Origin of the sequence: Microcoleus sp. F10-B2 (assembly GCF_036704965.1) — a bacterium.
GTDB lineage: Bacteria > Cyanobacteriota > Cyanobacteriia > Cyanobacteriales > Microcoleaceae > Microcoleus.
This window is the reverse complement of record NZ_JAUBTB010000139.1, coordinates 1-12,332: the sequence shown is the minus strand read 5'-3', so window position 1 is coordinate 12,332 and position 12,332 is coordinate 1. Positions and strand designations below refer to the sequence as shown.

General features: G+C 43.5%; 14 protein-coding genes, 1 tRNA gene and 2 pseudogenes. 2 read left to right on the top strand and 15 right to left on the bottom strand.

The genetic code is table 11. The annotated features are described in order from the left end of the window. Window positions 1-98: 98 nt before the first annotated feature. From QUA99_RS30525 to QUA99_RS30480, 10 genes are all read right to left on the bottom strand, one after another. Entirely contained in the window at window positions 99-269 is a 171-nt protein-coding gene (locus QUA99_RS30525; protein ID WP_333381686.1) for a transposase family protein, read from the bottom strand. A gap of 636 nt (window positions 270-905) precedes the next feature. Next, window positions 906-2,072 (bottom strand): molybdopterin-synthase adenylyltransferase MoeB, encoded by a 1,167-nt coding sequence (gene moeB, locus QUA99_RS30520; RefSeq protein WP_333244599.1) that lies wholly within the window; start codon window positions 2,070-2,072, stop codon window positions 906-908. Between the two features lie 79 nt (window positions 2,073-2,151). Next, window positions 2,152-2,631, bottom strand: a complete 480-nt coding sequence (locus QUA99_RS30515) for a M67 family metallopeptidase (RefSeq protein ID WP_333244597.1) — start codon at window positions 2,629-2,631, stop codon at window positions 2,152-2,154. 110 nt (window positions 2,632-2,741) lie between these two features. Next, window positions 2,742-3,353 carry a Uma2 family endonuclease gene (locus tag QUA99_RS30510; protein ID WP_333244595.1) on the bottom strand — a complete coding sequence of 204 codons (612 nt, stop codon included), beginning with the start codon at window positions 3,351-3,353 and terminating at the stop codon, window positions 2,742-2,744. A gap of 147 nt (window positions 3,354-3,500) precedes the next feature. Further along, window positions 3,501-3,728, bottom strand: a complete 228-nt coding sequence (locus QUA99_RS30505; protein WP_333164293.1) for a ferredoxin family protein — start codon at window positions 3,726-3,728, stop codon at window positions 3,501-3,503. Between the two features lie 144 nt (window positions 3,729-3,872). Beyond that, entirely contained in the window at window positions 3,873-5,108 is a 1,236-nt protein-coding gene (locus tag QUA99_RS30500) for an ATP phosphoribosyltransferase regulatory subunit (RefSeq protein WP_333244591.1), read from the bottom strand. Window positions 5,109-5,700: 592 nt separating this feature from the next. Continuing rightward, complete coding sequence (locus QUA99_RS30495; RefSeq protein ID WP_333244589.1) at window positions 5,701-6,609, bottom strand: tetratricopeptide repeat protein; 909 nt, start codon at window positions 6,607-6,609, stop codon at window positions 5,701-5,703. A 101-nt stretch (window positions 6,610-6,710) separates the two neighbouring features. Continuing rightward, window positions 6,711-7,526, bottom strand: coding sequence for an inositol monophosphatase family protein (locus QUA99_RS30490; RefSeq protein ID WP_333244586.1), 816 nt, complete (start codon window positions 7,524-7,526; stop codon window positions 6,711-6,713). A 96-nt stretch (window positions 7,527-7,622) separates the two neighbouring features. Continuing rightward, a complete protein-coding gene (locus tag QUA99_RS30485; RefSeq protein WP_333244584.1) occupies window positions 7,623-8,138 on the bottom strand; it encodes a thermonuclease family protein in 516 nt (171 codons plus the stop codon). A 34-nt stretch (window positions 8,139-8,172) separates the two neighbouring features. Next, entirely contained in the window at window positions 8,173-8,541 is a 369-nt protein-coding gene (locus tag QUA99_RS30480; protein ID WP_333244581.1) for a 2Fe-2S iron-sulfur cluster-binding protein, read from the bottom strand. Window positions 8,542-8,755: 214 nt separating this feature from the next. Between QUA99_RS30480 and QUA99_RS30475 the strand changes: the two genes are divergently transcribed. Next, a tRNA-Ser gene (locus QUA99_RS30475) sits at window positions 8,756-8,840 on the top strand. Window positions 8,841-9,011: 171 nt separating this feature from the next. Here the strand turns inward: QUA99_RS30475 and QUA99_RS30470 are convergent. The 4 genes and pseudogenes from QUA99_RS30470 to QUA99_RS30455 form a co-directional block, all read right to left on the bottom strand. Next, window positions 9,012-9,131, bottom strand: a complete 120-nt coding sequence (locus QUA99_RS30470; RefSeq protein WP_333244602.1) for an HNH endonuclease — start codon at window positions 9,129-9,131, stop codon at window positions 9,012-9,014. A 165-nt stretch (window positions 9,132-9,296) separates the two neighbouring features. Then, window positions 9,297-9,455 carry a hypothetical protein gene (locus tag QUA99_RS30465; RefSeq protein WP_333343421.1) on the bottom strand — a complete coding sequence of 53 codons (159 nt, stop codon included), beginning with the start codon at window positions 9,453-9,455 and terminating at the stop codon, window positions 9,297-9,299. 460 nt (window positions 9,456-9,915) lie between these two features. Further along, window positions 9,916-10,179 (bottom strand): annotated as a pseudogene (locus QUA99_RS30460) (transposase); the annotation flags it as partial. 354 nt (window positions 10,180-10,533) lie between these two features. Continuing rightward, entirely contained in the window at window positions 10,534-10,776 is a 243-nt protein-coding gene (locus tag QUA99_RS30455; protein ID WP_333244579.1) for a transposase, read from the bottom strand. 72 nt (window positions 10,777-10,848) lie between these two features. On the opposite strand from QUA99_RS30455, the pseudogene QUA99_RS30450 reads away from it, so the two are divergent. Beyond that, window positions 10,849-11,866, top strand: a pseudogene (locus QUA99_RS30450) (ISKra4 family transposase). A 99-nt stretch (window positions 11,867-11,965) separates the two neighbouring features. On the opposite strand, the gene QUA99_RS30445 reads toward QUA99_RS30450, so the two are convergent. Beyond that, on the bottom strand, window positions 11,966-12,229 hold the full coding sequence (locus QUA99_RS30445) for a hypothetical protein (RefSeq protein WP_333244577.1): 264 nt from the start codon (window positions 12,227-12,229) through the stop codon (window positions 11,966-11,968). Window positions 12,230-12,332: the final 103 nt, after the last annotated feature.

Sequence of the window (12,332 nt, the reverse complement as noted above, 5' to 3'; positions counted from 1 at the left end):
GACACGGCGCCGTGCCGTGTCCCTACGGCAATAGAAGAGCAATCTGGGTGTACTTCATAAACGTGGAATCTGCTGTATCTCACCTTTGACAAATTCGTTTAACCCGTTGCCAATTCGGTTTTTTTTATTTTGTTTGCCTGCTCAAATATTCCTTTTATTTCATCATAACTCAATCCTTCTTCTCGGACAATTTGCTCCATGCTCGATTGTTTTACACGCTCATAAATATTTTGTTTGTATCGTTGAGTATGCCGTCTTTTAACTTCCAAAAAATATATTCTTTCTGTGGGATACCGTTGACAAATAGGACTGTAAAACTGCCGTCGCGGGATTTTTAGATACACAGGACGACCAAAAAAAGACAAATCTCTTACTAGAATTGGTCGATTTTGATGCAGTTTTTCGGTAGGATTTTTACTTCGGATGACAAACAATTCCTTCCGATAAAATGCTCAGTCCCAAGAAACTTTTCCCTCAACTTGAGTACAAGTTTCAACCCTGACTCCCGGCAAGGCTAATAAATAGTCTAGATGGAAGCTCATAACGGTAAATGTATTAGTAGGTACATTTTACACCATAAACTCAGGAGAGCCGTTGGTCGCAGTCCATACCCTACAGCCGCTGGGTTTGGGATGGATGCTGGTTGAGATATTACCAAAGTTGGCTCATGTTTTTTGTGGGTAAAGTTCCATTATAATTTAAGAGCGATCGTCACACAATTTCTTTTTGGGAGATGTCTATTAGTATCGGTGCGGGGGTAGTGGTTTGGTCTTTGATTATGTTGAGTGCCAATTCCAAGAATCTATTAGTAAGTTCCAGAATCTACTAAATAGAAATAAACCGTTGCCGCCGCCATAATCCCGGTTCCGGGCGGGCAAATCGCCCGCCCCAGAAAAAGATTAGCCTTAATATTGAGGTACAGACGGGTCTACTTCTTCACTCCAAGCAGTAATTCCGCCCTTAACATTAATCCCCTCAATTCCAGCTTCCTTCAAAATACCCAAAGCCTTCGCAGAACGCCCGCCCATTTTGCAGTGTGCAATCAAGCGGTGTCCGTTCAACAATTCCTTGACCTTCGCGACACCTGCACCGTGTTCGATATCCGGCAAAGGCACCAAAACAGACCCAGGAATTTGAGCAATTTGATACTCGTTTGGATTCCGAACATCCAGCAGCAGAAAATCCTTCGCACCGCTGTCGATTAACTGCTTCAGTTCTGTGACAGTCATCTCAGAAACTTGGATTTTGGCTTCGTCTGCTTTCGCTTGAGGAATGCCGCAGAATTCTTCGTAATCGATTAACTTTTCAATTACCGGGCGGACTGGATTCGGGCGCAATTTCAATTGCCGGAACGTCATATCTAAGGCATTGTAAAGCAACAATCTGCCGCTCAAAGTAGTGCCTTGACCCAAGATAATCTTGATAGCTTCCGTTGCTTGAATGCAGCCAATTACTCCAGGCAATACGCCTAAAACGCCACCTTCGGCACAAGAAGGAACCATCCCAGGAGGTGGGGGTTCCGGGTACAAATCGCGGTAATTCGGGCCGCCTTCGTAGTTAAAAACTGTTGCTTGCCCTTCAAATCGGAAGATGGAACCGTAGACGTTGGGCTTGTTTAAAAGCACGCAAACGTCGTTCATTAAATAGCGAGTCGGGAAGTTGTCTGTACCGTCGATGATAATATCGTAAGGAGTGGCAATGTCGATCGCATTTTCGGAACTAACGCGAGTTTCGTACAAATCAACTTGACAAAAAGGATTAATTTCTAAAATCCGATTTTTAGCCGACTCAATCTTCGGTTTTCCCACCCAAGAAGTGCCGTGAATTACCTGCCGCTGCAAGTTGGAATGGTCAACAATATCAAAGTCTACAATCCCAATGCGGCCAATACCGGCTGCTGCTAAATAAAGCAGCAGCGGCGAACCGAGGCCTCCCGTACCGATGCAGAGCACGCTGGCAGCTTTGAGACGCTTCTGCCCTTCCAATCCAACTTCTGGGAGGATGAGGTGGCGAGAGTAGCGTTCGTATTCTTGTTTGTTGAGCTGGATCTCGTCCAGATTAGGATTTAGCATGATATTGTGTGTAGCGCAGATTTTGAATTATATCCTATCTAAATCTTTCGCATTTTTACGTGTTTGTTATTTTTACTAATTATTTCTTAATCTGAGTCGGTTCGGCTGCGAGAATTTCCTCTGCTTGAAAGTTCCCCTCTCCGTCAAGACTCCAACTGCGGATGTCTTCCGAACAGCCTTGTCGGACGGACACAATGATGTAAGAGTATTGGGCCCAAGCCAATGCCCGATCGCACTCTGAGGGCACTGCGGGACAATCCGTGTGAGAATGATATATACCGATAATTGTCAAAGATCGATCGCGCCCGTGTTTCATCGCCCGCAACATATCTTCGGGACTTATAGCATATCTGCGTCTTTCTGTCAATTCTTTTTGGTCAGGCCAATTCTCTTGAGCTTCCGCACTCCAAGCATTTTCAGTCGGCCAAACTTCTACTAAAGTTTTAACACCTGCAGTAACTCGACCGAGCAACAAACCGCAGCATTCTTCAGGATAAGCGCTTTCAGCGTGGGTGCGGATGGATAAAATTTGAGATTCGGAAAGTGCGATCGGCTGCATCGGATTTTATTGTAGATTTTATTGTAGTTTTTTTGTAAAGTGCGATCGGGCTTTTTTTAAATTGTGGAACAGGCATCTTGCCTGTTCAATACTGGCTTTTCTGGAGATGTCTATTGATTTGAGGTTCCTGTAGCTGTTTGCAAAACAGTTCTATAAGCAATAACAGCTTCAGTCTGGTTAACATATCCTACATATTGACTCAATACAGAAAAGTCTAACTCAGGTAAAAATTCACTCCTCGAAATTAACTCATAACCAGACTCCCGCAAGTGGTAAAGAGAAAATTGCTCGTTAGCCCAAAACCAGACTTCAGGAACCTGCAAACCGCGATACACATCCAACTTGTCAACACCGCCGCTAGTCAGAGCAATTTCTATCACAATATCGGGGACTTCTGCAAGTAAACCCAAACAGTAACACTCATCTGGTTCAGCACCCCGTCTCACAACTTCGCGGCGAAACGTAGCACTTCCGTAACCGTTGAGATTAATTAATCTTTCAACCGCATAGGTTTCTATCAACCGGGCAATAATTTTTTTGAGCCTTTCATGTTCTGGCGAAGTCGTCATGATAATTTCTAACGTTCCTTCCAAGTACGTCATCCTGGGGACTTCATCGACAAACATATCAGAAAGCTGCTCGTATTGCTCCCAACTCACATCATATAAAATAATGCGCTGTTCGGTAGCCGGTTCGAGAGTTGTTGGATCTAAAAGTAACATAATTAATTACCTCACTTAGATATCTAAAAGTTAGATTTTTCCAATATTTCTCACCGTTCTTCTCTGTGTCCTCAGCGCCCTCTGCGGTTCATAAAAAAATGTAGGGTGCGCCGCAGCGCACCTTACGGATGAAGTTAATTAATGCAATCAAGTCGGAGTTTGCTGCAACTCAGGTCGCTCATCTGGAACGATCGCACCTTCGACAGGACACACCTGCAAACAAATACCGCAGTCAATGCAGGTATCAAAATCAATCCAAAACCAATCAGTACCCTTGACATTTTTGCCGGGACCGGGGTGAATGCAAGCAACCGGACAAGCGCCCACGCAATCAGCAACTCCCTCGCAAATATTCGTAACAATAGTGTGTGCCATAGTGTTCTCTCAAAACATTTTATGTAGATAGGGAATTAGCAATTAGCAATTGGCAAAACCTTCTCTCCATCAGCAGGATACATAATATCATATCGGGTGATTTTTAACCAATTACCAATTACCAATTACCAATTACCAATGAGGCTAATTTACCGTTTCAATTGTTGGCAATCCTTCGGCATTTACCCAAGCAATTTGAGCAATTCGTCGATCGCGCGCGTATTCCCGCGCCGCCTCCTCCGTCTCCCGACTCTCCAAATCTATTTCCACCCGAACTAGGTGAGTAGAGTCTCGGAGTTTGCGAGCGTAAGCAAACGCAGCGGCACTAGCTTCAGGAGTTTGAGCCACAACCAACCAGTCGCTAGCTGGCGTCTGGCTGGGCAATTGCCCCTCTGTCAGCAAAACTTGGTGCAAATCTTCAATATTCAGACAAAACCCGATGCCGGGGGAATTTTGCCCTTGGGGGTCGAACAGTCCCAACAGTTGGTCGTAGCGTCCCCCTTGTCCTAAAACTCGCTGTCCAGTCTTGCTGCTGCTGACAACTTCAAACACAATTCCAGTGTAGTAGTCAAATGTTTGAATTAAACTCAAATCGAGGTGAATGTGGGATTTTAGATTGGGGATTTTTGATTGACATTTGTGCAGCAATTCGATCGCAGATTTGAGATTGTTTAACGCCGATTGCTGCGGCAAATCTAAATCTAGTTTGGCAACAATTGGCAACACCTCTTCTGGGCGGCCGCGCAAGTCAAATAACAGCAGAGCTCTTTCTCGCAATTCGGTTGACAGCGGCAAAGTTTCTAAGGCAATTCGATCGAGATTGGCGATCGCCCCCCGAACTTTTTGGCGCACGTTTGGCGGAAACGGTTCCAACAATCTTGCAGTCAAGCCCGCTTCTCCCAAAACCAAATGCCAGCCATCAATTCCCAAACTCTGCAAGCACTCAGACAGCAGCAGCAGCACTTCCGCATCCGCAACCGTCCCCCCCGCGCCGAGCAGTTCTACCCCAGCTTGATAGAACTCCTGTTGCCCGCCTGAGCCAGTATCTGGGCCTTTGCGGAACACATTGGCGTTGTAGTAGAGGCGAAACGGCTGCCAGCGAGTCCCGGCCATCCGCATCGCAGCCGCGCGCGCGATAGATGCTGTCAATTCCGGCCGCAAACCGAGTTCTCCATCCTCGGCGTCTTGCAATTGAATTAAGGTCGATCGGTCGATCGCGCCCCCAGCCATCAATGTCTCCAGCCGTTCTAGAGTAGAGGTAATAATCCGGTGATAGCCCCAGCGGTGAAAAACCTGCTGCAAGCGCCGTTCGATCGAAATTTTTTGAGCAACGTCAAGGGGCAATAAATCTCTTGCACCGGATGGGGGTTGGTGAACCATATCAATTTTAGATTTTAGACTTTAGAAGATTTTAGATTGGGCTCAGAAGCTTAGGAATGAGAATTAAATAACTTACAATGCGTGATGTTCTTGTGGGATGGACCTGAAAGCCCGTCCAGAAAGGGCGGGCTACGAGAGCCCACCCCACTTTCAAGAGTGTAAATTATTTAATTCGCGATCCTTAGCTTTAGGGGACGCTGTTAAAGTCGAAGAAGGCAAGCTTAACCTTCGATTTTAACAAATTAAGGTGTCATATCAATTTGAGATTTTAGATTTGAGATTTTAGATTGGGGTTAGAAGCTTAGCTTTAGGGAACGCTGTTAAAGTCGAAGAAGGCAAGCTTAACCTTCGACTTTAACAAATTAAGGTCTAATATCGTTTTTGTTTGCATCGGAATTATCATTTTCCCCGTCAGTGCGATCGTCCCGTTCTTTCTGGAGCATCCGCGATCGCGGGACGATCGCACTGACGGTATAATTCCGACTGCGATCCGATGTGATATCACCAACTCTTGATTCTTTTGAGCGAGTTCACTCCACTGCTGAGCAATTCAACACTTTCTAACTATTCCCAACTCACAACTCACAACTTCTCACTTCTTCTTCCCGCCAAACAAACTTGCAAAAAATCCTGGTTTCTCGTCACCTTTTTTGGCTTTTTCAGAAACTTGTTCCAGCTTTTTCTTGACCTCCAAAGCCGTCGGTTCTTCAGGATTTGATGCCAAAGCTTTGTTCATCTCAAGTTTCGCCATTGTGGCTTGATTTTGTTCAAGGTAGCACATTGCTAACATAGCGTGAGCCTTGCTGTGTTTCGGGGCGCCCTTCAGGGCTTCCCTCAACTCCAAACTTGCTTTAGCGTAATTTTTGCTGTCCATAAATCCTTGAGCTCGGCGGCAATAGGCTTCGATCCGCGGGTCGTCTTTGGGCGGAGTTGGGGTTGGAGTTGAGGTTGGGGTTGGGGTTGGGATTGGGGGTGGGGTTGCATCTTTTATGGGTGAAGCGGGTGCAACCCCAACACCACCAAGGCGCTCTTTTCGCAGCAAATAAACCATGTTGAGTTCGCTAATTCGATCGATCGCCTCTTGCGTTTCCTTAACTGATTCGTACTGCTTGAGAGCGAGTTTGCTAACTGCTATTTTGTAAGCTTCTTCCCAATCTTTAGCGGTAGCTAACTGTTTGGCTGCTTCGCTTTCAATTTGCATTTTCGCCTGTTCTTTAACGACGCGCTTGGCGATGGCTGCTAATAGCAGGCTGTATTCTTTGCGATCGCTTTCCTTAGAGAATTTGTTGTAGGCCGGATTGACTACTTTTGACAAAAATTGGTTGGCCCAATCTTTATCTGCTTGGTCTTCAAAAGAGCAAGTATCCGAATGCAAGCGGCGGGCGATTTTCATGTAGCGCTTGCGGATGTCGTTAAACTCGGCGTCTAAGGGAATTCCCAAAATTGCGTGCTGATCTGTAAAGTCATACTTGAACAGCCCTTTTGTCATTTCAAAAGACATAACTTTTACTCTTCCTTTCCTGGCTTTTCACTATTCTTTAATGTAGCTTGAGTCAAGGGGTTGTGACCCCCGTACTACCCCCGATCCTTGGCTGCAGGGCGCTACTTCCAAGAAGATAAGGGAGGAACGGCTAGCAGTGCGCTGCTGAGTTCGGCGTGGATTCTGCCGTTTGTGGCCAAAACCCGACCTGAGTTCATCTCAAAGGCACTGCCGTCATAAGCGGTAACTTGACCTCCGGCTTCGGAGACGATGAGTACACCTGCAGCTACGTCCCAAGGGGAGAGTCCCCGTTCCCAGTATCCGTCCGATCGCCCCATCGCCAGGTGTGCGAGGTCTAGGGATGCGGAACCGCTGCGCCGCACGCCTTGGGTGAGGTGGGTGAGGTGACAGAATTCGGCATAGTTATTGTCTGCTGTTTCGCGCCGATCGTATGCAAAGCCAGTGACTAGCAAGCTGGTTCTCAATTCTGAGATTTGGGAAACTTGGATGGGCGAACGGTTGCAGGTTGCTCCCAATCCCTTGCCTGCCCGAAATAATTCGTTATGAAAAGGGTCGTAAATTACTCCAATTTGTGGTATGCCGTCGATTAACAGTCCGATCGACACGGCCCAAAAAGGATATTGGTGAGCATAATTGGTTGTGCCGTCCAAAGGGTCGATCGCCCACAGGTATTTGCTGCTGGCATCCCCTAATTTACCGGATTCTTCGGCGAGGATGCCGTGGTCGGGTACGTGGCGACCGAGAATTTCTAAAATGACGGCTTCTGAGGCTTTGTCGGCTTCTGTGACTAAATCGCCCGATCGACCTTTTTCTTGAATTTTTTCTAATTTTCCACAGAAAGATTTCAGGACGGAACCGGCAGCTAGGGCTGCTTCGGTGGCTATTTCTAAGAAGTTTTGCAGTTGATTATCAGTCATTGGGAATTGGGAATTGGGAATTGGGAATTGGGAATTGGGAATTGAGAATTGCTTCCAATGACAACTGTCAACTGTCAACTATCAACTGTCAACTGACTATTTCCGATTTTGCTGGCGAAATTCTGCGGGAGTTTGGCGCAAAGCTCGTTCTGGATTCCACAGGCCTTTACCCATGAGTCTCGCCCATTCTTGAGCGTTCACGAGTCGCTGCTGGTATTTGGTGTTGGGCGATCGCGCTGAGGCCAGGACATAACCTTCTTTGAGTAGCTGTTCGTTGAGCAAAATTTTATCTTGCCACAAGTAGGCTAGTTTGCGATCGAACTGGTCTTTCTGTTCGATGTCTGATTCTAACAATACCTGTTTTCCCCCAATTAGCTGTTCTAGTCTTTGTTTGGCTGCTTCTCCCCAAGGCTGCTGTTTTAAATCCGGCGCATCAATACCAATCAGCCTGATTTGTTCTAATAAGGCTATTTTGTCGGCTGTACTGATAACTTCGATTGTTTGGCCGCTGATGGCCCTTTCTACTTTGGCGATCGTACCTTGGGGCATTTCTGGTTTTTGGCAGCTAGCTAGCAACAGACAAAGGGCGATCGCAAATAACCGATAAAGCATGGATAATTGGTAGTTGATTATTTATCAAATTGGCTCACTCTTCATCCAACGGCAAACCGGCTTTAACTTTACCTTTGCCGAAGTAGCGGCCGAATTGCAGTTCGTACACTTCGTCTTCGTCTTGCGTCTCTACCTCAATGTTGGAACGGGGATAGCTGACGCACAGCAGGGCATAACCCTCTTTTTGCAGTTCCACCGAAAGCCCCATTGCTTCTGGCTGGTGCAGTTCCCCCGACTTGACGCGCACCGCACAGGCGGTACAAGCGCCGTTGCGGCAGGAAAATGGCAATTCTACTCCTTGGTTTTCGGCGCTTTGGAGGATGTAGCGGTCTTCGGGTACTCGCACGGTGTGGCGATCGCCTGTCTGTCTGTTATGAATTTTAATTGTGTAAGAGCCAGTCATGGAATTTTAGATTTTAGATTTTAGATTTTAGATAGGGGTTTGGCGGGCAAAATCCTTTAGATGAATGGGTTTGCGACACAGGAAGGAGAACCCAAGCCCGCTCGTTTGACACCCTACCCACATTAAACAGCAAATTTATGCCGTTACCCCTTCCCAAATCAGATTTGTTCTGCTAAGATAGCTTAGCCGTGGCTAAATGAATTCATTTAGCCTTGGAGAGGTGGCCGAGCGGTTGAAGGCGCAGCACTGGAAATGCTGTTTAGGGCAACTTAACGAGGGTTCGAATCCCTCCCTCTCCGTTAAACAAGCTGTTCAGGAAAAAAAACAGCTTGCCCAAAAAAATCTCTGATATGACGTTAGAGTCGATATCGGTATTTCTAGCCCTACCTCTGTCGGCTAACTTTCGATCGTCGCCACTCTCCCCTCCCCTGAGAACGCAGCATGAGAGTTTCCAACTCACTACGCTCAACCTAACTTAAGGCCTTTTGAGACTGGGTTTGAGTTTTGGAATGTACCTGTTTGTGACAAGCTAGATGGACGTGCTGTAGGTTGTACTCGTCGTCAGTACCGCCTTTAGCAACAGGTACTATAGCAATCCTAAATCAATTGCAAAAATCTTGGGATTCACTAATCCTGATTAACTTGGTATTAATTCAGAGTTTTTAGAAAAAAAGCCATACATATCTAGCTTCGGAAAATCAAAAGTCTGACAATAACTTACAAGCATGAATAGTTTTTTAATAAGTGAGAAAGATTTACATAGATACCAATTTGAACTCAGAAATATTTTGCCGGTCTGCCAAAATATCTGCTACAGGGTTTTGTTCGGGTGCATTAGGCGCAAATAATTCACATATTATCAGCCATTCAGATTTTTTGAACTCTTGATTAACCAGATTAATATAATCTCCCATTTCTCCGTATTTATGATAACTTGCTCATCCAAAATATTAAAATTATAGCTCCTTTATTTAGACTTTGGAGGTATTTTACAAACAAAACTGTATTCTTTGAATTGCCGGGTTAATATTTTCACATAAAAATTCTTTTGTTTGATCGTTTAGGGCACCAAAATATGTTTGCCTTTCTCTCTGATTTATCATCGGGATTTCTATTCTTTTATTAGTCTTTCCCCAAACATATCCACAAACATCGCCCCACAGAAGATGACATTCATCAATCATATACACCACAAGCTTTCCCGCCTCTATGTTTTCTCGGTTTTCTTTGAGAATTCTGTTGATTTATATCTTCTTTGTTTCTACTAATTCATCTTTTTTTTAATTATTTTTTTGAGTTGTCTGACAGCTAATCTTGGCTTCATCAAGCAATGTATAATAACTTTGATGGTTCTCCCGAACTTATTATGTAAAACTAACTGGCAAAATGCCAATTTAAGAAGCTCCTCAGCCTAAAATTTTCAAAATTTCTAAACCCACAAGCTTTTCTTTTTATGAATTTTAATTTATTATTAATTCCTTCGACAACTCCTTGGGTAGTCCCCCGATCGAAGTAGGCAACAATTGCTCCAATCCACCGAATAATTGTCCCACAGCTTTTTGGAAAAAATGAACGGGCGTCTTTTAACCAATCACTTAAATTAAATAATCCTTCTACCCAATCTTCGTTGGATTCAAAAACTTGTCTTAATTATTCTTTTATTGAGGCATTTTTCCTAAATTAGAAGCGACTTTTTTGACTGATTATAACTTTTATTTTCCCGGTCTGTGAGGTTGCATTCATTTTTTAGGAGGACATATTTGCTTTTTGGGATTCCGGGATTGGTAACAAGTTAAGCTAAGAAAGCATTTGTCAATCAGCAATTATGCTCAACATTTACTCGGACTTTGGGTAGAAAACTGAGATTTGGGCGATCGTGCGATCGTGCCGAGGGTGATATTTATACCTACTCCCTCTTAAATCGTGAATTTTCCACTCCTAAAAAAGCAGTTTTTTTGAGTAATATTACTGATTGACAAATGCAATTAAGTCTTAACTTGTCACCAATGGGATTCCGGAGAGTATTCGCGATTTTTCCGATTGATTTTTTAAGGCTTCAGCGGATTTATTAAGCTGTTTTATAGCTCCATCTAATTCTTCATTTACTTGTTTCATAACATGAAATTTGTCGGCCACAACTTCGGCTTGGGGCATTAAAGCTTCGGAGACGTTTTTATAATGCTTCCACATATCTCTACTGACCTCTTCTATTTGACTTAAAAGGGTGCATCTCACTATTGCAAATATATGAAAAAAGGGCGAAAATGAAAAAGCTAGTAAAACTGTAAAAAAAGATGAGGGAAAGAAATGACACCAGAAGACCAAAAGCGCCTAAAAGCACACTTAAAAGAGGTAGCATCCATTCTTTACAGAAATACAGATTCAACCGAACTGTCAAATTTTGAATGTATCGAAAAATATCTCAGTCAAAAAATATTATCACAAGTGGGGCCAGAATTAGGTAGCTTTTTTTTTCAACAGCATCAGGAATTAAAACAGGAAGAACACGAACAATAAAATCTGTAATTGGGTCGCTCAGGATTACCAATAATCAGGCGGAATATTTCGGGTTAAAACCTGATAGTCAACTCAGTCCCATGATGGAAAAGTGTACTCTGATAATCAGTGCCAATGAGTCTTATCAAAAAGGAGAAAAAGATTTAGAAACCTTCACAGGAATCCCCGTGTCTCATAGTACATTACACAGATTAGTAAAAAGCCAAGAATTTGAATTGCCTACATCTAAACAAGGAGTCCAAGAAATTACCTTGGATGGAGGTAAAGTCAGGCTACGCAACGAAAACAAGGGTGAGCCATGTTATTGGAAAGATTATAAAGCCCTGTGTTTAGATAATGTTTATTGCGGAGTCTTATTTCAAAATAATCAATATTTAATTGATTGGAGTAATAGCCAAAAATTGCTACATCCTATGTATTGTAATTGAGATGTCATCCCGGAATTTGGAACTTATTTCAAGAAATTGGAGTGACCCAACGAAGGCAATAAATCTTAGATTGGTATCATTTGAAAGAAAATCTCTATAAAGCAGGGGGTTCAGTGAAACGCTCAAAGCAAGCAGAAAGTCTGTTGTGATCAGGTCAAGTTAATCAAGTGATAAATTTATTTAACAACCTGAAAAGAAAAGCATTTAAAACATTTTGCACTTATTTAGAAACCCATCGCAACCGGATAGTTAACTACCAATACTATCAAGAAGATTCCCTGAGTTCTATCGGTTCTGGAAAAGTTGAGTCAACGATAAAACGAATTGGGTTCAGGGTAAAATTATCGGGAGCGCAGTGGAATATCGAGAGTGTTGCCTAATTCCTTTCTCTGCGCTGTGCTTATCTCAATGGTCAACTTTCCACTTGATGTATTTGCAAAACTCAGATGCACCCGACTTAAAACTTCTTCTCCCCAAGCTTATAGGTATTTTGAGATTTCCGATTGAGTTCGGTTTTCGAGCATTCCTACTATAATTTTTTGATCGAGATATACTAAAACGACACAATAATTTTTTTGTCCCTTAAACAGAGCAATTTCATCTATTCCCAGCCTTTTTAATCCGGTGGGTTTTTCTCGAATCAATTCTTTTCCCCATTCCCGGAGCATCGTTTCTATTTCTTGTTCGCTGAATCCATTTCTTTGAGCCACGTTTTTTAGATCGTTTTCTAATAATTCTGACAAACCTTTTTTTTAAACCTTTCTGTATAATACCAATTCACTATGAAGGTACACTAAATATAGGATAAAAGTAGAGGAAATCCAATATGGCGAACAAACTTCAAGT

Bases quoted from the DNA above. Each gene is read 5' to 3' on its own strand.
- moeB (WP_333244599.1), bottom strand. From the start codon at position 2,072: ATGCTAAATCCTAATCTGGACGAGATCCAGCTCAACAAACAAGAATAC.
- QUA99_RS30515 (WP_333244597.1), bottom strand. From the start codon at position 2,631: ATGCAGCCGATCGCACTTTCCGAATCTCAAATTTTATCCATCCGCACC.
- QUA99_RS30510 (WP_333244595.1), bottom strand. From the start codon at position 3,353: ATGTTACTTTTAGATCCAACAACTCTCGAACCGGCTACCGAACAGCGC.
- QUA99_RS30505 (WP_333164293.1), bottom strand. From the start codon at position 3,728: ATGGCACACACTATTGTTACGAATATTTGCGAGGGAGTTGCTGATTGC.
- QUA99_RS30500 (WP_333244591.1), bottom strand. From the start codon at position 5,108: ATGGTTCACCAACCCCCATCCGGTGCAAGAGATTTATTGCCCCTTGAC.
- QUA99_RS30495 (WP_333244589.1), bottom strand. From the start codon at position 6,609: ATGTCTTTTGAAATGACAAAAGGGCTGTTCAAGTATGACTTTACAGAT.
- QUA99_RS30490 (WP_333244586.1), bottom strand. From the start codon at position 7,526: ATGACTGATAATCAACTGCAAAACTTCTTAGAAATAGCCACCGAAGCA.
- QUA99_RS30485 (WP_333244584.1), bottom strand. From the start codon at position 8,138: ATGCTTTATCGGTTATTTGCGATCGCCCTTTGTCTGTTGCTAGCTAGC.
- QUA99_RS30480 (WP_333244581.1), bottom strand. From the start codon at position 8,541: ATGACTGGCTCTTACACAATTAAAATTCATAACAGACAGACAGGCGAT.
- QUA99_RS30465 (WP_333343421.1), bottom strand. From the start codon at position 9,455: ATGGGAGATTATATTAATCTGGTTAATCAAGAGTTCAAAAAATCTGAA.